This is a genomic window from Parabacteroides sp. KHUB-02, from assembly GCF_056640955.1.
Map to the genome: position 1 here is coordinate 2,287,363 of NZ_JBWQEV010000001.1, position 20,168 is coordinate 2,307,530.

19 protein-coding genes are annotated in these 20,168 nt (G+C 45.5%); 8 read left to right on the plus strand and 11 right to left on the minus strand.

Annotated elements, in window-relative coordinates; all coding sequences use genetic code 11:
• Positions 1–47: 47 nt before the first annotated feature.
• The 9 genes from rny to hpt form a co-directional block, all read right to left on the minus strand.
• Complete coding sequence (gene rny / locus ACYIA1_RS10040; RefSeq protein WP_005854819.1) at positions 48–1,586, minus strand: ribonuclease Y; 1,539 nt, start codon at positions 1,584–1,586, stop codon at positions 48–50.
• A 107-nt stretch (positions 1,587–1,693) separates the two neighbouring features.
• Positions 1,694–1,984: a cell division protein ZapA gene (locus ACYIA1_RS10045; RefSeq protein WP_005864888.1), complete on the minus strand. Its 291-nt coding sequence runs from the start codon at positions 1,982–1,984 to the stop codon at positions 1,694–1,696.
• Positions 1,985–1,989: 5 nt separating this feature from the next.
• A complete protein-coding gene (locus ACYIA1_RS10050) occupies positions 1,990–2,283 on the minus strand; it encodes a hypothetical protein (RefSeq protein WP_005864886.1) in 294 nt (97 codons plus the stop codon).
• Between the two features lie 150 nt (positions 2,284–2,433).
• A complete protein-coding gene (locus ACYIA1_RS10055) occupies positions 2,434–2,634 on the minus strand; it encodes a winged helix-turn-helix domain-containing protein (RefSeq protein ID WP_005854813.1) in 201 nt (66 codons plus the stop codon).
• A 122-nt stretch (positions 2,635–2,756) separates the two neighbouring features.
• On the minus strand, positions 2,757–3,446 hold the full coding sequence (locus tag ACYIA1_RS10060) for a B3/B4 domain-containing protein (RefSeq protein ID WP_005854811.1): 690 nt from the start codon (positions 3,444–3,446) through the stop codon (positions 2,757–2,759).
• A 27-nt stretch (positions 3,447–3,473) separates the two neighbouring features.
• Positions 3,474–4,301 carry a peptidoglycan editing factor PgeF gene (pgeF, locus tag ACYIA1_RS10065; RefSeq protein ID WP_005864883.1) on the minus strand — a complete coding sequence of 276 codons (828 nt, stop codon included), beginning with the start codon at positions 4,299–4,301 and terminating at the stop codon, positions 3,474–3,476.
• Entirely contained in the window at positions 4,273–5,433 is a 1,161-nt protein-coding gene (obgE, locus tag ACYIA1_RS10070) for a GTPase ObgE (RefSeq protein ID WP_005864880.1), read from the minus strand. The genes pgeF and obgE overlap by 29 nt, the downstream gene beginning before the upstream one ends.
• Positions 5,434–5,448: 15 nt before the next feature.
• Entirely contained in the window at positions 5,449–6,021 is a 573-nt protein-coding gene (locus ACYIA1_RS10075) for an adenylate kinase (RefSeq protein ID WP_005854805.1), read from the minus strand.
• 36 nt (positions 6,022–6,057) lie between these two features.
• A complete protein-coding gene (hpt, locus tag ACYIA1_RS10080) occupies positions 6,058–6,594 on the minus strand; it encodes a hypoxanthine phosphoribosyltransferase (protein ID WP_010183721.1) in 537 nt (178 codons plus the stop codon).
• 123 nt (positions 6,595–6,717) lie between these two features.
• Here hpt and ACYIA1_RS10085 point away from each other — a divergent pair, with 123 nt between their 5' ends.
• The 5 genes from ACYIA1_RS10085 to ACYIA1_RS10105 all read left to right on the plus strand — a co-directional run bounded on the left by ACYIA1_RS10085 (position 6,718) and on the right by ACYIA1_RS10105 (position 12,844).
• A complete protein-coding gene (locus tag ACYIA1_RS10085) occupies positions 6,718–8,229 on the plus strand; it encodes a bifunctional ADP-dependent NAD(P)H-hydrate dehydratase/NAD(P)H-hydrate epimerase (protein ID WP_005854801.1) in 1,512 nt (503 codons plus the stop codon).
• A 538-nt stretch (positions 8,230–8,767) separates the two neighbouring features.
• A complete protein-coding gene (locus tag ACYIA1_RS10090) occupies positions 8,768–10,036 on the plus strand; it encodes a 3-keto-disaccharide hydrolase (protein WP_048927652.1) in 1,269 nt (422 codons plus the stop codon).
• A gap of 29 nt (positions 10,037–10,065) precedes the next feature.
• On the plus strand, positions 10,066–11,580 hold the full coding sequence (locus ACYIA1_RS10095) for a Gfo/Idh/MocA family oxidoreductase (protein WP_122368854.1): 1,515 nt from the start codon (positions 10,066–10,068) through the stop codon (positions 11,578–11,580).
• 21 nt (positions 11,581–11,601) lie between these two features.
• Positions 11,602–12,456: a sugar phosphate isomerase/epimerase family protein gene (locus tag ACYIA1_RS10100; protein WP_480335167.1), complete on the plus strand. Its 855-nt coding sequence runs from the start codon at positions 11,602–11,604 to the stop codon at positions 12,454–12,456.
• Between the two features lie 97 nt (positions 12,457–12,553).
• Entirely contained in the window at positions 12,554–12,844 is a 291-nt protein-coding gene (locus tag ACYIA1_RS10105) for an RNA polymerase sigma factor (RefSeq protein WP_211738187.1), read from the plus strand.
• 116 nt (positions 12,845–12,960) lie between these two features.
• Here the strand turns inward: ACYIA1_RS10105 and ACYIA1_RS10110 are convergent, their stop codons facing one another.
• Entirely contained in the window at positions 12,961–13,830 is an 870-nt protein-coding gene (locus ACYIA1_RS10110; RefSeq protein WP_480335169.1) for a FecR family protein, read from the minus strand.
• 82 nt (positions 13,831–13,912) lie between these two features.
• Positions 13,913–14,170, minus strand: a complete 258-nt coding sequence (locus tag ACYIA1_RS10115) for a sigma-70 family RNA polymerase sigma factor (protein ID WP_008773389.1) — start codon at positions 14,168–14,170, stop codon at positions 13,913–13,915.
• 81 nt (positions 14,171–14,251) lie between these two features.
• Here ACYIA1_RS10115 and ACYIA1_RS10120 point away from each other — a divergent pair, with 81 nt between their 5' ends.
• The 3 genes from ACYIA1_RS10120 to ACYIA1_RS10130 all read left to right on the plus strand — a co-directional run bounded on the left by ACYIA1_RS10120 (position 14,252) and on the right by ACYIA1_RS10130 (position 20,145).
• Entirely contained in the window at positions 14,252–17,653 is a 3,402-nt protein-coding gene (locus tag ACYIA1_RS10120) for a TonB-dependent receptor (protein WP_034531963.1), read from the plus strand.
• A 17-nt stretch (positions 17,654–17,670) separates the two neighbouring features.
• Positions 17,671–19,317 (plus strand): RagB/SusD family nutrient uptake outer membrane protein, encoded by a 1,647-nt coding sequence (locus ACYIA1_RS10125; RefSeq protein WP_121961170.1) that lies wholly within the window; start codon positions 17,671–17,673, stop codon positions 19,315–19,317.
• Between the two features lie 171 nt (positions 19,318–19,488).
• Positions 19,489–20,145, plus strand: a complete 657-nt coding sequence (locus tag ACYIA1_RS10130; protein ID WP_261385579.1) for an endonuclease/exonuclease/phosphatase family protein — start codon at positions 19,489–19,491, stop codon at positions 20,143–20,145.
• Positions 20,146–20,168 lie beyond the last annotated feature (23 nt).

A 20,168-nucleotide genomic window follows, 5' to 3' on the forward strand; every position in this document is an offset into this window, starting at 1 on the left:
GGCCGACTTACACAAGCCGGCCTTTTTTATTTATATTAAATATATTCTTACTTAGCGTAGCTTACCGCACGAGTCTCACGGATCACCGTGATCTTAACCTGTCCCGGATAAGTCATCTCATCCTGAATCTTCTTAGCGATCTCAGCGGACAAGTTCTCGGTGTCCTTATCGTCAATCTTATCAGCGCCAACGATTACGCGCAACTCTCTACCCGCTTGGATAGCGTAAGTCTTGACAACACCCGGATACGATAAAGCCAATTGTTCCAAATCATTCAAACGCTTGATATAAGCCTCTACGATCTCACGACGTGCGCCCGGACGAGCACCTGAAATAGCGTCGCAAACCTGTACGATCGGAGCCAACAGCGTCTGCATCTCCACCTCATCGTGGTGAGCGCCTACGGCGTTGCAAATATCCGGTTTCTCCTTATATTTCTCGCAAAGCTTCATACCCAAGATAGCGTGCGGCAATTCCGGCTCATCATCGGGCACTTTACCAATATCATGTAACAATCCGGCACGTTTCGCTTTCTTCGGGTTCAAGCCCAATTCAGAAGCCATCACGGCACAAAGGTTGGCCGTCTCACGAGCATGTTGCAACAAGTTTTGTCCATAAGAAGAACGATACTTCATCTTACCGATCATACGGATCAATTCCGGATGCAAACCGTGCACACCCAAATCGATCACGGTACGCTTACCAGTCTCTACGACCTCGTCTTCCACTTGCTTCTTCACCTTCGTTACCACCTCCTCGATACGAGCCGGATGGATACGTCCGTCCTGTACCAATTGATGCAAGGCCAAACGAGCGATCTCACGGCGAACCGGATCGAATCCGGAAAGAACGATAGCCTCAGGCGTATCATCCACCACGATCTCAATACCGGTAGCGGCCTCCAAAGCACGGATATTACGTCCCTCACGGCCAATGATACGTCCTTTGATCTCGTCCGATTCAATATGGAACACGGTAATAGAGTTCTCGATAGCCGTCTCCGTCGCTACCCGTTGGATAGACTGGATCACGATCTTCTTCGCCTCCTTATTAGCGGTCATCTTCGCCTCCTCGACGATCTCGTTGATGTAAGAAGCGGCTTGCGTCTTTGCCTCATCCTTTAAGGACTCGATCAAACGCTCTTTGGCTTCCTCGGCGGACAACCCGGAGATAGCCTCCAAATGCTCCACTTCCTTCTGATGAAGTTTATCCAAATCTTGCTTCTTCTTCTCCACCAACTCCAACTGAGAAGATAAATTCTCCTTTACAGCCTCTACCTCGTTATTCCTACGCTGTAACTCTTCCTGACGTTGATTCATCGTCAGTTCTCTTTGTTTCAATTTAGTCTCGACAGACTGGATCTTAGCGTTACGCTGTGATACCTGTTTTTCCAAGTCCGCTTTCAAATGAAGAAACTTCTCCTTTACTTCCAGCATCTTGTTCTTCTTTATCACCTCGGCCTCCTTCTCCGCCTCTTGAAGCACGGAGTCGTACTTCGACTTCAGAAGGAAACGCATGCCCAGCCACGCAAGCAACCCACCAATGATGAAGGTTACTATCGGTATGATTATATACATTCCAACCATTTAACTAATAATTTAAGATTCATTTATTTATATACAAAAAAAGCACTACCATCACACGGTCTCACCGTGCAAAGCAGTGCGGAAACTCTCTTCTTACAATATGTATGTTATTTCTTCAGATATCCTTCCAACTCGGTTGTAAGCTCCTGTATCTTATCCGTAAAAGGATTTGTATCATTCCGTTTTTCCAACTCCAGATTATGCATCGAGAGTTGAAAAGCCACCATGGCTAACAAATCTTTCGTATCCACCTCGACCGCGAAATGCTGCCTGTATTGAAGAATCTTGCTGTTGATCTGATCAGCGGCGGCACGTGCCAACTCTTCCTCATGACGTTTGATCGTAAGCGGATATTTCTTTCCGGCTATCACTATATTTATAAGAAATTCTTCGTCCATCGCTTCTATTCATTTAAAAGTGCGATGCACTTGTCTACTTCCCGCACTAATTTTGATAACCGCATCCGGGCGTTCTTCATCTCTTCCTCGTTCGTGGAAACAATTCGCGCCGTCAGCATGTTATCACATTTGGCATTCAATCCTTCAATCATATCCTTCGCCTGCCGCAACTCCTCGTCTTTAAGGCTCAAAGCAGCTGTAAGTTCGTCAATTCTACGTTTCTGCTGATCGCATAACGCCATCAAATCACGAACTCTAACCTCAAATACAGCTAACAATCTCTTATGATCTTCGGTCATTTCACACCAAATTCTACACAAAAGTAAGTTTTTGAATTGAATTAACCAACTGTAGACTTAATTATTTTGACAGAAAACGTATGGACAAATAAAAAGGCCGTCCAAAAAAATCGAACAGCCCTCCCTAATTCTTGTAAACGTTCCTCTTGTTTACACTAAAGAAACATACATTTCACCTTCAATCTCCTCGAAAGCTAATTTACCTTCTTTCGCCAACCAACCAAAAGCGGCGTACATATCTTTTTCCGCTTTAATCTTCGTGGCTTTCTTCACTGCCTTAAAACTCATTTTACCGCCTTCATTTAAAACGTTCCATACAAGGCCGGCGTTTGTACCAATTAATTCAATCATTTTATGATAACATTTGATTACTGGGGACAAATTTATAGATTAAATGATTAAAACAAAAGATTATAGATGTTTTTTAGCATAAAAGATGGACATTTTTCGCTTTGTAAACAATATTAACACGGTTATAACGTTATTTTTCCTCTGTTTTCTCGGCATATCAGTTCCGCTTCCACGTTTACCGCTGAGACATATCTTTTTAATAAGTCAACCGAGTAACCACCCGCTTCCAATAAGCCCTCCTTACCGGAATAACCATTCAGAATCATTAACAATGAAGTGGTCGACATTTCAATCTTGGTACGTTCCTCATCGCTGGTAGGCGTTCCGACACCCGCTACTCCATCCCTGTAGACTGGAAGACCGGCGATATTCAATTCACCACGTCCGATACCGTGATAAATTTCCCCCTCTTTTCCGACACCTAGTTCCAATCCGCCTACAATCTTATCCGCGTCAAATCCTCCGATAGAATAACCGCTACGGATAGAAACCAGATTGACGATATCCACCAAGGTATCTATCTTATATAAAGGAAGCCCGCGAAGTATCCGCCGTCTTAACGCCTCGGCGGAAGGGCGATACCGATTCGGGTCTTTCCCCAGACGTTTATAAGCCTGACGGGTAGCGAAAATAGGAGTCCACTTATTAATATCCTCTATCTTACAGGTAGAACGGATGTCCTCCTCAACACGGGTTATTTCTTCCCAAAGTCGTTCATCGGGCTCCGTGTTCTTTACTTGGCAGGCGATAGCCAACACGTGAAGATCGGGGCAAGCCTCCGATATCTCAGATGAAAGAGTGATTGAAATCATGTCTATTATAAGTTTGAGCCAATATAACTAAGATTTTTTCAAGCATATCCCGGTAAGGATCCGGCCGCTTTTGACACTGAGGCGACGAGCGGAGAAATAATCCTCATACCGAATATAAGTACAGATGCCAGCGATCTCTATATGCCCGGAGAGCAATCCTGCCTCTAACAATTGTAAACGGTTGGTTTCCCATAGATCGATATGCGCTTTTTGAGTCTCCGCATTACGTCGAAGAATCCGCTCCATTGGGAAGCCCGCCATTTGAAAAGCTTTTACGACTTCCTCTCCCACCTCAAATGCCGCTTGACTGATAGAGGGACCTATTCCGGCAACCAATTGAGTAGGATCGCAATCGTATGCCTCGATCATCAAGCTTGCCGCCTTACGAGCTATGTGTAAAACCGTACCCCGCCAACCCGCATGGACGGCAGCTACCACTTTACGATCCGGCGCATATAACAAGACAGGGACACAATCCGCCGTAGATACGGCTACACATACATCCGGAACATTCGTCACCAAAGCGTCCACGCCTTCCAAACGTAGCTTTCGCTCTTTATCATTCAGCGAAAGGAAAGACGCGTCGATCGCCAATACTCGATCCTCATGGGTCTGATGAGGTATAACCATATTCTCTAGGGAAATCCCGACCGCATCCGAAAGAAGTTCCAAGTTCTTCCGGATGAAGCCCGGATCATCCTCGGTATAAACGCCCGGATTCATCGAAGCGTACGTTCCCGTACTCACGCCGCCATGACGTGTTGTCGTAAAATGAGAAATGTCGCGGTATCCGCTTAACCCGGAGAACCGCGACACCTCTATTTGCTTATTTTCTTGTATCTTCATCTTCATCATCGTCCCAGTATTCCTCGTATACCTCATCCGGGTCATCCTCGTCCTCATCCACGGGGAAGATGTATTCGTTGTCGTCCTCAAATTCCAACGTGCTTACATCTATATTCTTATGGACAATTCGCTCAGCCTCATGGAAATTCTCCTTATTCAGCTCTTTCCATAAAAGGTCTTTCAACTCGACAATACCCAGTCCCGTGATAGAAGATATAAAGACATACGGAATTCCCTCCGGCAAGTCTTGCGACAAAGCCTCGATCAATTCCTCATCCAGCATATCGCTCTTGGTGATGGCCAGTACACGGCGTTTATCCAGCAATTCCGGATTATACTTCACTAACTCATTATGCAAGATCTCGTATTCTTTCTTGATATCGTCTGCCTCAGCGGGAACCATGAACAATAACAAGGAATTACGTTCGATATGACGTAAGAAACGAAGTCCCAAACCTTTTCCCTCGCTTGCTCCTTCGATAATACCCGGTATATCGGCCATTACGAACGAACGGTTATCGCGATAACTCACGATGCCTAAATTAGGCTCCAACGTAGTAAAAGGATAATTAGCGATCTTCGGTTTAGCGGCGGATACGACAGAAAGCAAGGTAGATTTACCCGCATTCGGGAAGCCTACCAAACCGACATCGGCCAGCAATTTCAACTGAAGAATCACCGTACGTTCCAATGCCGGCTCACCCGGTTGCGAATAACGGGGCGCTTGATTGGTAGCCGTCTTGAAGTTAAAATTCCCCAGACCGCCACGACCGCCTTTCAGCAACATCACTTGCTGACCGTCTTCCGTAACGTCGCAAATAAACTCTCCGGTCTCAGCATCGTAAACAACCGTACCGCAAGGAACCTCGATTACTCGATCCTCCCCGTCTTTACCCGAGCTACGCTTCGCGCTACCACTCTCACCATTGGTGGCCATGATATGACGCTCATATTTCAAGTGAAGGAGCGTCCAGTAATTCCGGTTACCACGGAGATACACATGACCTCCTCTCCCTCCATCGCCCCCGTCGGGACCTCCTTTCGGAATGTATTTCTCACGACGGAAGTGAGAAGATCCTCTTCCACCCTTTCCTGAGCGGCAATAGATCTTGACATAATCTACAAAGTTCGATTCAGCCATATTGGTTTATTTCAATTATTTTACGTTATTAACCGCCTCTTTGATACGACCGAAGATTTCCTCGATTGTTCCCATCCCTTTGATGGCTACGTGCTTGCCTTCACCTACATAGTAGTCTGCCAAAGGAGCTGTTTGAGTATGGTAAACATCCAGTCTGGATTTGATCGTCTCCAAGTTATCGTCAGAACGTCCGGATACTTTACCGCGCTCCAATAAACGCTTGATCAACTCCTCTTCCTCTACTTGAAGGTTCAACATAACGGAAACGTCTGTTCCACGCTCGTTCAACATCTTCTTCAAGGCTTTCGCTTGAGGGATCGTACGAGGGAAACCATCGAAGATTACGCCCTTAGCCGGCTTCTTGCTATCCAATACATTCGCCAACATATCAACGATCAACTCGTCCGGAACCAATTGTCCCTTCTCGATATAATCCTTAGCGATCTTGCCCAGTTCAGTCTCAGCCTTCATCTCGCCACGCAATACATCGCCAGTAGAGATATGATCCAAACCGTATTCTTTAATAATCAACTCACTTTGTGTTCCCTTACCTGAACCGGGAGCACCAAAAATAACCACGTTCAACATACTATTGTTCCTTTATTATATATAATGTATACTATTTTATTCCACAACCTTGTAGATATCCTTATATGAGCGGCCCAACTCATCATAATCCAAACCATGTCCCACGATAAAATCAGCGGGTATCTGTAAGCCTACATAATCCGGAGTCAACTCGCATTTCAAGGATTCCGGCTTGAAAAGCATCGTTGCCAATCTTACATCGGCGGCACCCTCGCTCCGAAGCTTCTCCATCACGTAGCTCATCGTAAAGCCCGTATCGATAATATCCTCCAATAAGATCACCATACGTCCGCGAATATCAGCCTGCACCGGCATGATCTCATTCAATATGCCCGTACTGGAAGTTCCTTGATACGAGGAATAACGAGCGAATGTCAGCTCATACGGAACATCCAGCTCACGCATCAGCTCGGCGACAAACATAAAAGCCCCGTTTAGCACACCCACGAATAGAGGATTTTTCCCTTCCACATCCGCTTTAATCTGAACGGCCATTTTAGCGATAGCCGCCTGAATATCCGACTCCGGAATAAACAGTTCAAATTCTTTGTCTTTTAGACGAATTCTGTCCATAAATCTTTCGGTTTTCGAGGGGACAAATGTACAACTTTTTCGGCGATGCACAAAAAAGTGTAGCAACATACCAAAGTTTGTTATACATTTGTAAGCAGAATAAAACCCCAGACATCTAGAATTATGATTAAGATATTCGCTACAGACAAGGTAAAGGAGCTCGACCAATATACGATTCAACACGAGCCAATTAGTTCGATCGACTTAGTGGAGCGTGCCGCTACGACGTTCGTCCATGAGTTTTGCCGGCGCTACTCCAAGCAGGTCCGCATCGTGATTTTCGCCGGTCAAGGCAACAACGGAGCCGACGCTTTGGCCATCGCCCGCCTTTTGAACGAGGAATCATACCGGGTAGAGACGTATTTATTCAACCCGACGGAGCATCTGTCCGTAGAGTGTGAGCAAAACAAGCAGCGTCTGCTCGACATGGAACGGATCGAATTTACGGAAGTGGTCCGTGACTTTGAGCCGCCGACGCTAACCGACCGAGACGTGGTGATCGATGGCTTGTTCGGTTCGGGATTAAACCGTCCTCTCACCGGAGGTTTCGCCGCTATGGTCAATTATATCAACCAATCCGAGGCGGAAGTCGTAGCGATCGATATTCCTTCCGGCTTATTCGGGGAAGATAATCGTAAGAATGACTCGGAGGCGATCATCAAGGCCAGCTTAACCTTGACATTCGGCTTCCCGAAACTGGCGTTTCTTTTTCCGGAGAATGAGCAATACGTAGGCGAGTGGAAAATACTGGATATCGGAATCCATCCGGACGCAATTTATGAGACGGCTTCCCCTTACTCATTGGTTACGGAAGAAGATATATCCTATTCGTTAAAGTCTCGCAAACGTTTCGCCCATAAGGGAACGTTCGGACATGCTTTATTGATCGCCGGAAGTAAAGGAAAAATGGGAGCCGCCCTATTATCCGCAAAGGCATGCTTACGGAGTGGAGCCGGACTATTGACCGTGCATATCCCGACCCGAGGCGAATCAATCTTCCAGACCGCTTTCCCGGAAGCGATGTTAAGTCTAGACGCAAATCCTGATTATTTCTCTACGGTTCCCGAGATAGGTAGTTACTCCGCTGTTGGTATGGGACCGGGACTCGGACAGCATTTAGAATCCGCAGCAGCGATCGAACGTATCCTGCAATCCAGCACAAAACCAGTCGTTATCGATGCGGACGCTATTAATATAATGGCATCCAACAAGGACTTATTCAATAAGATCCCGCCACGGAGCATCCTCACTCCCCATCCGAAGGAGTTCGACCGGATAGCGGGTGAAAGCACGAACTCATACGACCGTTTGATGAAAGCGCAATCTTTCGCCGCCGAACATAAGATTTGTATCGTATTGAAAGGTGCTTATACCGCTATTTGTTCTCCGGCAGGAAACATTTATTTCAATAGTTGCGGAAATCCGGGCATGGCAACCGCCGGTAGCGGAGACGTGCTGACGGGTATCATCCTCAGCTTATTGGCGCAAGACTATTCTCCGGAAACTGCCGCTGTAGTCGGAGTATTCTTGCACGGCACAGCCGGTGATCTCGCCGCCGCTTTCCGCTCGGAAGAGAGCATGATCGCCAGCGACATCACGGATATGCTCGGAAAAGCGTTTAAGCAAATCAAATAAATCCAGCAAAAACAACGGGCGTTTTTACTCTCGTTTGTTACAATTACTACCGCTATTCCATATATTATACGGACTTACAGTGTACATATAGAATGGTGGTAGTAAATTTTCATGGTACCCCAACGCCTTTTGCTATCACATTTCAACCTTTTCTTACTCACTCGATAAATGTCGGCGATATCTTTTATGACAAAGCTCTGTAAAGTAGAGTTATTGTAACTTTTAAACATGTATAGTTGTATCCCTATCATTTTATAGAAAAGCTTCAGTCGTTGATACCATAACTATTACAGCAACATTTGGCTACATCATATAGTATATTAGTGTATCCAAATCAGATATACTGCGTTGGCGATGTTAGTATATATTACTTGGCAAAGTCAGTACTACTGCGTTTGCCGACTAATAAATGACCGATTGCCATACACTTCCGTTAAAATAAATAAAAAAGGAAAAAGAGCTTACGTATCCCTTGCCCCAGAGTTGTCTCATATATAAAACACCGACAAATTTGTATTAACAATAAAGCTATACGTACATGAAAATAACAATCGTATCGTTCGTAATGACAGCTGCTTTCGGTTTAATCGCCTGTGATAACACGAAGCATAACACATTGACCGAACAAGAGAAAGCGGAAGGTTGGGAACTTCTATTCGATGGGGAAACCTTGGATGGCTGGCGGGATTATAACGGAACCGCCTTGACCGGACCTTGGGAAGTTGTAAACGGAACCATCCAAGCGGACGGGCAAGGTAGCGATGCCAGCGGATACATCGTCACCGACAAGGCTTATGAGAATTTTGAGCTTTCGTGGGACTGGAAAATCTCGAAAGGAGGAAATAGCGGTTTATTATATCATGTGGTAGAACGTCCTCAATTCCCGGTTCCCTACGTTACCGGCCCCGAGTATCAATTGATTGATGATATCAATTTCGCGGAGCCATTGGAAGATTGGCAACGTTGCGGAGTGGATTACGCGATGTATTTACCGGACTTCAACACGATAAAAGTACATCCGGCCGGCGAATGGAACAACTCTAAGATTATTTTTGACAACGGACATGTCACCTACTTTATGAACGGGCACAAAACCGTAGAGTTCGATGCATGGTCTGATGATTGGTTCTCCCGTAAGAACAGCGGTAAATGGGCGAACGCTCCTGAATACGGATTAGCGCATAAAGGCTTGATTTGTTTGCAAGACCACGGTTATCCCGCATGGTTCCGTAATATCAAGATCAAGGAACTTCCCCGCAAGACACGAGAGGCTCGTTTATTCAACGGCGAGGACATTACGAACTGGGATAAATACGGCACAGAATTATGGTATGTAAAAGATGGTTTATTAATATGCGAAAGTGGCCCGGATAAACAATACGGCTATCTAGCCACCCGGGAATATTACGACGATTTTGACCTTTCCGTGGAATTTAAACAGGAAGCAGATGGTAATTCTGGCGTATTTATTCGTTCCTTTGTAGAAGAAAAAGATGTAAAGGTAAACGGCTGGCAAGTGGAAGTCGCCCCCAAAGGCTTTGACACGGGCGGTATCTACGAATCCTACGGACGAGGATGGTTGATACAGATCCCGGACGAGAAGGAGAACATCCTAAAACAAGGAGAGTGGAACACGATGCGTATCCGGGTACAAGGAGATAATGTACAGACTTGGCTCAACGGAGAGGAGATGGTAAACATCCGGGATGAAAAGATCGGAGCCGGTCAAGGGCGCATCGCATTACAAATACATGATGGTGGCGGCATCAAGGTTCTTTGGCGCAACCTTCATTTACAAACATTATAGAATTATCGTTTTCTTAAAATTTAATAGTTATGAAAAACATTTCGAGAAGAAGTTTCCTCAAGACCGGAGCCGTAGCGGCAGCCGGACTAACGATCGTTCCGGGTTCCGTGCTCGGTAAATCCTTTGGCTATACAGCTCCTAGTGACAAACTGAATATCGCGGGTATCGGTGTCGGCGGTATGGGACGTCGTAACCTCGCCAACATGAACACGGAGAATATCGTAGCTTTATGCGATGTAGATTGGCACTATGCGGACAAGACCTTCAAGGACTATCCGAAGGCTAAACGCTTTAAAGACTGGCGTGTCATGTTCGATGAGATGGGTAAGTCCATCGACGCGATTATGGTAGCCACCCCAGACCATACACATGCCGGCGTGACCGCCCACGCAATCACGCTAGGCAAGCATTGCTATACGCAAAAACCGCTTACCCACTCCGTTTACGAATCGCGTTTGCTTACCAAACTGGCGAAGAAATATAAGGTAGCCACCCAAATGGGTAACCAAGGTAACTCATTCGACTGGTGCCGGCAGATCGCGGAGTGGATACAGTCTGGCGTAATCGGCGATGTATATGAGGTACATTGTTGGACAGACCGCCCCATCTGGCCCCAAGGCTTGATGAAGCCGAACGATACCCCGAAGTGCCCGAAGACACTGGATTGGGATTTATGGATCGGCCCGGCTCAAAAGCGGCCTTATAATCCGGTCTATACCCCTTGGAACTGGCGTGGATGGTGGGACTTCGGAACCGGGGCCTTGGGCGATATGGCTTGCCATATCATGGACCCGTTGTATTGGGCACTCGACTTAAAATATCCGACCAGCGTAATCGGCAGCTCGACTTTGAGTAATCTGTACTCCCCTCCTCACGCACAGATCGTAACGTATACATTCCCCGCACGTCCGCCCAAAGGAAATGTCAAGATGCCGGAAGTAAAAGTCTATTGGTACGATGGTGGCTTGATGCCTCCCCGTCCGGAAGAATTGAAAGACGGGCAGATGATGGGCGACGAGAACGGCGGTATCATCTTCATCGGAACGAAAGGAAAGATCATGACAGGCTGTTACGGAATGAACCCGACCTTATTACCGGTTTCCGACATGGAACATTTCAACCAGCCCAAACCGACGATCCCGAGAGTGAAAGGCGGCAATGGAGACATATGGTCTACCAACGCCCATGAGCAAGACTGGATCCGTGCATGTAAGGAATCCCCGGAAAATCGTACGGAAGCCTCATCCAACTTCCAGTTCTCCGGTCCGTTCAACGAGATGGTCGTGATGGGAGTCTTGGCCGTTCGCCTCTCCGGACTGCAAGGTTTGCATCGTGAGTTGCAATGGGATGGAGAGAATATGCGGTTTACGAACATCTCCCCGAACGATAAGATCAAGATCGTCACGGTGGATGATTTCAAGGTAATTGACGGAGATCCGCGTTTCGACCGTCGCTTCGCCGAGTTTAACGCTGCGGAGATGGCCAACGAATGGATCAAGCATACGTACAACAACGGTTTCTCTTTGCCGAATATGCCAAGATAAACCTTTTAATAACAACCGAATATGATAAGACATATCTATAAAATAATGATAGCGATCGTTTGCTGCCTATTGGCTATTCCAACCGAAGCGCAAACGAAGGCCGAGAAGAACGGATGGCGTCTAGGGATGCAATCCTATAGTTTCCACCTGTTCCCTTTGACGGAAGCTCTCGATAAGACACAAGAACTGGGATTGAAATACATCGAGATTTATCCCGGCCATAAGCTCGGTGGTAAATGGGGAGATAAAGTATTCGATTTTAACCTCGATGCACAAACTCAGAAAGAGATCAAGGAGCTTGCGGTATCCAAAGGTATCAAGATCGTAGGAACCGGGGTGTATGTAGCCGAAAAGTCGTCCGATTGGGAAAAAATGTTCAAATTCGCGAAAGCGATGGACCTAGAGTTCATTACTTGCGAACCGGCTTTAAGCGATTGGGACCTGGTAGAAAAATTGTCCAAGCAATACAACATTAAGATCTCCGTCCATAATCACCCGCAGCCTTCCGAGTATTGGAAACCGGAGAACTTGTTGAAAGCCATTTCCGGACGCAGCCACTTGCTAGGTTCTTGTTCAGATGTGGGGCATTGGCGTCGGGAGGGGCTAAACCAGATTGATTGCTTAAAGCAACTCAAAGGTCGAATCATCTCTTTGCATTTCAAGGATATCGCCCCGAAAAAAGCAGGAGAGAATGAGCAGCACGACGTGATCTGGGGCACAGGCATCCTAGATGTAAAGGGAATGGTGAAAGAACTCAAATCCCAGAATTTCAAGGGAGTATTCTCTATCGAGTATGAATACAACTGGGAAAACTCAGTACCGGATATTAAAGAATGTATCCAATATTTCAATAAAACCGCAAACGAAATCTTATAATAGGGTTAGCATTAATTGACAGGCAGTAAGCGTATAGGCCCAAGGAATGTTCTCCTTGCCTATACGCTCCACCTTTCTAATAATACACGGGAATAAAATGGCATCTGACAACAAAATAATCGAATTGATCAAACAAGGAGATATAGCCGCCTTTAATACCCTGTTCAAGTCTATTTATCTCCAACTTTATATACATTGCCGAAAATTTATCCCCGACCCGGAAGACGCAAAAGACATCTTACAAAACGTCTTCCTCCGCTTCTGGGAAAAGCGTGAGAACATCGATATTCACACGTCTTTAAACGCTTATTTATACAGGGCTATACAGAACGAATGCCTTAATTACCTTCGTTCTACCGGAACTCCCTATCTGATTAGCCATAATTAATAAATTTAAGATTAATAATAAGATCTAACAATGTTACGTTTTTATCCGTATTACACTAAAAATCATCCATTTCTCATAAGCAAGACTGTTTTTAAGATTAATAATTCAATGATTTATTATTTGATTACTATAGTATCTTTCAGTATTTGATAGCGAATGCCCGTATTCGTCTTTATCACATTGAGAATCTCCGATAAATCTTCGTTGTTACGGAAACTTCCGCTAAACCTTAATTTTTTTATCCCTTGATTTTCATAACGAAATACAACGTTATAGTTCCTTTCCAACAACTTTGTTATATCTTGCAGATACATCATTTCAAAAGACAAGAAACCTCCTCTCCATTGAGCGAATAGTTTCTTATCGTAAGGCACTACTTCTATCTTATTTCTACTTTTATCATAAACCGCCACTTGGTTAGGCTCAAGTAAGACCTCTTGTTTAGTCAACGTAGGTTGTACAGCGACCTTGCCATTGAACAAGGTTGTGGTTAGTTGCGAGTCTTCCATATAAGCGGAAACATTAAAGGCCGTACCAATCGCTTTCACATCGATACCGTTTGCCTTTACAACAAATGGTAAGTCTTTATTCTTTGCGACTTCAAAATAAGCTTCTCCATCCAAATAAATGCTACGATTGGAATGGCCGTAGTTCTCCGCATATTCTAGAGTTGTACAAGAGTTAAGCCAAACCTTCGTACCATCCGGTAATTGCAAATAGCTCTTCTCTCCTTTGCTCGTTACTAATTTATAATTTCCAACTGTCGATAAGTTCTCTTGATTCGTAAGATACAACGTTGATAGTGAAACACCTATGCCCAAAACCACGGCAGCGGCATATTTCATGTACTGAAGGAATAGCCTTCTTGTTTTCATTTTGGTAGTAGTTTTTTTCTCTATGGATGAAAACAAACGCTCCCACTCCCTATCAACATCTACTTCGTCTTTGAGACTTTCCGCAATTATATTTTTTATATATTCTTTCATTGTTTTTTCTCGATTCTATATGTATGACACTTCAAAACGATGTGCTACTTACAAGATTGATAGATTTTTGTATTATATTTTTTCAAGAAACCAGATAATCTTTCAATCTACTTTTCAAAATCTTAAGGGCTCTATATATCTGTGTTTCCACTGTACGGACGGAGATATCCAATTTATCTGCGATCTCTTGGTTCTTGAGTCCACTTATACGACTCAATTTAAAAATGGATTTACATTGATCCGGTAATTCCTCTATCGTATTTTCCGTGATTCGTTCTATTTCAAAAATACTAAGTATCGAATAAGGATCATTATCTTCCACAGCCTCTTGTTTATCCATCTCTGATATTTCATATCGGGGAATGTCAATGGTTCCGGTAGAACTAATTACAGAACCCTGAAAAAATCATTATTTTTAGGTTTGTGCTTAACCTTTTTCCAGCCGTACACAGTAGCGGCATCAGCACAAATTATATCCTTAAATATCACAAAAGGAACTATCACTGAAGTTTTTAAGGCGATTGAAGACCAAAGTGAATATAAATTCTTTTATAATGACAATCAAATCAATTTGAATAAACGGGTTGATGTCAATATCCATGAAGAATCCATAGAACAAGTATTAAACAATGTCTTTAGAGGTACGGATATTACGTATAAGATCGTCAAGAATCACGTAGTACTTACCAACAAGACCATGAAAGATACGGAGTTGCCATCCACCAACCAAAATCGCAAACGGCTAACCGGACAAGTAGTAGGACAAGATGGGGAGCCTCTGATCGGAGTAAACGTTGTAGTGAAAGGTACTACAATCGGATCTATGACCGATATGGACGGAAACTACATTCTAGAGAATGTTCCCTCCAATGCTACCGTTGAATTCTCGTACATCGGCTATCTCCAACAAAGTATCAACGTAGGCAATAAAAGCAACCTCAACGTCACTTTAGCGGAAGACACTCAAAAGTTGGATGAGGTAGTAGTTGTTGGTTACGGTTCCTTCAAGAAAAGAGATTTAACCGGAGCTGTTTCTCAAGTAAAAGGAGACGAGATCTCGAACCTACCGCTTCGCAGCGCCGCCGACGCCTTGCAAGGAAAAGCAGCCGGTGTAACCATAACATCTAGTTCCGGTAGCCCAGGTTCACTCGGTAATGTCCGTATCCGTGGTGTCGGTACTATCAATAATAATGATCCGTTGTATGTAGTAGATGGTCTACCTCAAGGTGATATCGGTTGGTTAAATGCCCGTGATATCGAGAGCATAGAGGTATTGAAAGACGCTTCCGCACAAGCGATCTATGGTGCCCGTGCTGCCAACGGTGTGATCCTAGTGTCCACAAAGCGAGGAGCTTCCGGCGAGAGTTACCGAAGCAACATCGAGTTTGATATGAACATTGGTTTCCAAGATGTAGTGAAAACGTATGACATGCTAGACGCCGAAGGTTTCATGGAATATAAGAACCGGGCTTACGCCGCATCCGGGAAAGCCTTGATCGATGATTTCGCCACATCAGAGAAGCGAGAGCAGATCCTTACTTTCCTAGGGAAAAACGGAGGACGATCCGGTACGGATTGGTGGAAAGAGAGTACCCGTAAACCCAAGGAAGCTATCAGTCAGAATTACAACCTAGCTTTCTCTGGAGGTATGAAGAAACTCAGATACCGTGCTAGCTTTGGCTATATGGATCAACAAGGAATCTTGAAAGGTTCCGACTATGAACGCCTCTCCGGTCGATTGAACGTAGACTCTGAGGTAACCAAGTGGTTGAACCTCTCCGCAAATGTGAACGTCACGTACGAATCCAGGCGCAACCTAGATGAGAATAACTCTTACACAGCAACCGTGTTCAGTACCCTTGCGGCAGACCCAATCACTCCGGTATATCGCGACAACCTAGTGGATATCCCAGATTTCTTGCAAAACCGGATTATGGGTGGTTATGAGCCGACCAATCCTTGGTCTCGCTATACAGGCGTGATTTACTCAAACAAACCGAACACGGTTGGACAGGTAGACCGCTCCGCATTAAATCAATGGCACGGGATCGCCACGAAAAGTAATATCTCCGGCGAAGTCAAGTTGTTACCCTTCTTAACCTTCAAATCCAGTATCGCTCTTGACTTAGTCCGTAACCAAAGCGACTCTTTCCGTCCTTCTTACTATCTGGATGGAGATGAGTACTCCACTTATGCGGGCGCCAGTCGGAGCGTAGCGAATAAAGATTACTGGGTATTCGACAATTACCTAACTTACAATCAAAAATTCGACAAACATGCGGTAACAGCCATGGTCGGTACCTCCGCGGAGAAAGAACGCTACGAAGAGATCTACGCCTATAAAGAAGGACAGGTCAACAACAACCCGAACCAGCAGATCATCAACGCCGGTACCATGAATCCCGCCGCATCAGGCTACTACGCCACAAGTACGCTGAATTCTTATTTCGGTCGTGTATTTTATTCCTTTGACAACCGTTATATGATCACAGCCAATATCCGTTGGGATGGATCCTCTAAATTTGCGGATGGTAATCGCTGGGGTTGCTTCCCCTCCGTATCCGCCGGTTGGAATTTCTCGGAAGAGAGCTTCATGAATAACCTTGAGTGGCTGTCACAAGGTAAGTTAAGAGCAGCTTGGGGTGAGATCGGTAACCAGACTATCTCCTCCGGAGCCTATATGAATACATTCGGAAATGGTAGCTACTACCTCTTCGGTAATCCGTATCAGACGAACTTGTATGCCGGACGTACGCAGGTGGGTAATCCGGATCTGAAATGGGAGACTACTCGCCAACTGGACTTCGGATTGGATTTGGCCTTTTTCCAAGGTTCCTTGAGAGCAACCTTCGACTACTTTGACCGTCAGACAAGTGATATGTTGGTGCAAGTACCCGTGCCCAGTTCACTAGGATTCCCCAACACGCCGTGGATGAATGCCGGTAGCGTAAGCAATAAAGGTTTTGAAGTAACGCTAGGATACGACGGTAAGATCGGGAACGACTTCCAATATCATATCAACGGAAACGTATCCACCTATAAAAATAAGGTAAAAAGCCTAGGCAGTGGAGCGAATATTCCGGGTAAAGGCATCCATCTAGGATACTTCTCCTATACGATGACAGAGCCAGGACAACCGATCGGTTATTTCTACGGATATAAAACCGATGGTGTCTTCCAGACCCAAGAAGAGATCGACAACTACAAGAACAACGGTCAAATGGTAATGCCAAACGCAAAGCCGGGCGACTTAAAGTTCCAAGATTTAAACAAAGATGGTAAACTAGACGACGAAGACCGCACGATGACAGGAAATCCTCATCCAGACTTCACCTTTGGTTTGACCTTAGGCGCAGAATGGAAAGGATTCGACATTTCCGCCTTCTTCCAAGGATCAGTCGGCAACGACATCTTAAACATATTGAAATATGACATCTATTCAGGTACCGGTTGGTACAATGCTCCGAAAGATATATTAACAACCTACTGGAACGGACCAGGTAGTACAAACGAGAACTTCGCAATCGATGCGGATAGCCGCATGAACTTGGAAATGTCCGATTGGTATGTGGAAAACGGTTCTTATGTTCGTTTGAAGAACCTGACAATCGGTTATACGCTTCCGTCCGAATGGACTAAGAAGATCACGATCAACAACCTTCGTTTCTTTGTTGCCGCACAGAACTTATTCACGATCACCGGTTATTCCGGACTAGATCCTGAGATCGGAGAGATCAATAACTCGCCTCTTTACAAAGGCTGTGATATGGGATTCTATCCGCAACCGCGTACATTCATGTTCGGTCTTAGTTTGAAATTATAATCTTAAAATGAATTATTATGAAATCTATAGTTAACATAGGGAAATTACTTGTATCGATCGCATGCGTCGGTGCCCTTACGACAAGCTGTAACAGCGACTTTCTAGACCGCCCGCCATTGGGAACATTGGATGAGGTAACTTATCTGAGTACCAAGGATGCCGGCTACAAACTTTTGGTCAATTGCTATCAGCCCTTACAGGATAGCTGGAACTATCAGGACATGAAATTTGTCTTGGGAGATCAATTGAGCGACGACTGCTCCAAAGGCGGCTCTGATGCAGGAGACCGCGTTCGTATCACGGAAATCGCCCGCGGAACACCAATGGCGACTAATCAAGTCTTGTCCGACCTTTGGACTCATCGCTACCAAACAGCGATCTCAGCCTGCAACGTATTCCTATCGCTAATCACACCTGAATCAGAATTGATCGATGATGCCGGAGGCTTGGTCAGCACAGAAACCAAACAGCGATGGATCGCAGAGGCTCAATTCATGCGTGCGTTCTATTACTACGACCTAGCTACAATCTTCCAGAATATTCCACTACTTGACAAGCCCCTGGAAGTCGTCGACAAAAGTACGATCACGAAATCCAGCAAGGAGGAGGTCATGAACTTTATCCTGAAAGACCTGAACACCGCAATTGCCGAACCTAATCTACCTAATGCAAAAAGCCTTCCAACCAGCGAGATTGGACGAATCACCAAAGAGGCCGCCATGGCTTTCCGTGCTAGGGTATTGATGTTCTACGGCAACTACGGAGAGGCTCTGAAAGACCTGAAGGCAGTTGTCGAATCCGGAAGCTATGAATTAGTAGATGACTACGAGAAGCTATTCAATAACGCCACAGAGGGCTATATGTCAAAAGAGTCCGTCTTCATCACCCTGCGCTCTTACATTCCTAGCTACACTAGCGGTAGCGTTTGTCCACAAATGAATGTCGGTCGCGGTATTGCCGGCGGATGGGGCGGCGAGTGTCCGACGAAGGATTTGGTAGACGAATATGAGGTAGGCGATCCACGCTTGGTACACACGGTATTGTCATCCGGCGATATATTCGTCAAGAACGATGGTTCCGAAGAGGTACACGACTATTCCGGCTACGACAATTTCCCACAGCAACACAGCCGCAAGCAGTATCCAGACTTCTCCAGACGGCCACTAAACGATTTATTGAACACGGATTGGACCCACTATCACATCCGCTATGCCGATGTATTGCTGATGTACGCTGAATGCCTGATCGAGACGGGTGGCGACAAACAACTGGCGGCGGACCTGATCAACCAAGTACGTTACCGTGCCTTCGTGACAACCTCCTTGACAGATAGCTACGCAAAATACCGTAAGTTCAATCTCAAGGAGAGCGATCGAGTGACCGAGGATACTTTCAACGCTAAGTATAAAGTGAAAGCTTCCGATGATCTGCGTGCCGCCGTTCGCCACGAACGCCGTATCGAACTTGCAGGCGAGGGATTACGCTTCTACGACTTAATTCGCTGGGGCACCTTCGTATCTACGATGCAGAAATTCGGCAAGACTGATGAGGGCAAGTATTCCGGTGCCGGGACACTCGTCACCGATAAGACATACCCCTACCCGATTCCACAAAGCGAGATCGACTATGTAGGAGGCGCATTAACACAGAACGATAATTATTAATCTTCAATTTTTATAACTGTAGCCCCCCGCAGATAGTCCTTCTTGTTGTCTGCGGGGGTTTCTATTCACGAAATACCTTAGAAATCCATGAAACGAATCTTATTTCTCCTAACCATCGCCCTCCTAAATTTGGGAAGTGGCCTATGCAAGACACGACAATCGTTAAGAATCATGAGCTACAACATCCGCATCGGGATCGGTATGGACCAACAGACCAATTTGAAGCGAATCGCTGAAGTGATCAACAAGATCCAGCCGGACTATGTCGGGCTACAAGAGGTGGACAGTGTATGCGAACGCTCTGGATGGATCAACCAATATGCAGAATTGGCACGGTTGACCGGCATGTATCCAATCTTCGCACCCGCCACAGAACGTTCTAAGGGATTATACGGAATCGCCGCACTCTCCCGCAAGAAACCTCGCAGCTACCAATACATACCCCTGCCGGGAAAGGAAGAGCCACGTACCTTCCTTTGTCTCGAATATCCGAACTATACCTTGTGTAACACACATTTCTCGCTCGACCCAGACTCTCGCCTGGCCTCTATACGACTCATCAATGAGACGATGAAAAGCGAAAACAAACCAATCCTGATCACCGGAGACTTCAACATGGAGCCAGACTCTAAGGAATTCAAGGCGATGAAACAAACGTGGAGGCTCTTATCCGACCCTACGTTAGAGACCTACCCCTCGGATCATCCCCGTTTGCGTTTAGATTATATCTTCGGCGACCTAAAGCATGAATTTAGGATTATCAACGACCAAGTGATCGATATCCAGTCGTCCGATCACCTGCCGATCTATATAGACGTGCTATTTTAAGCTTTCTCCCCCGGACATCCTCA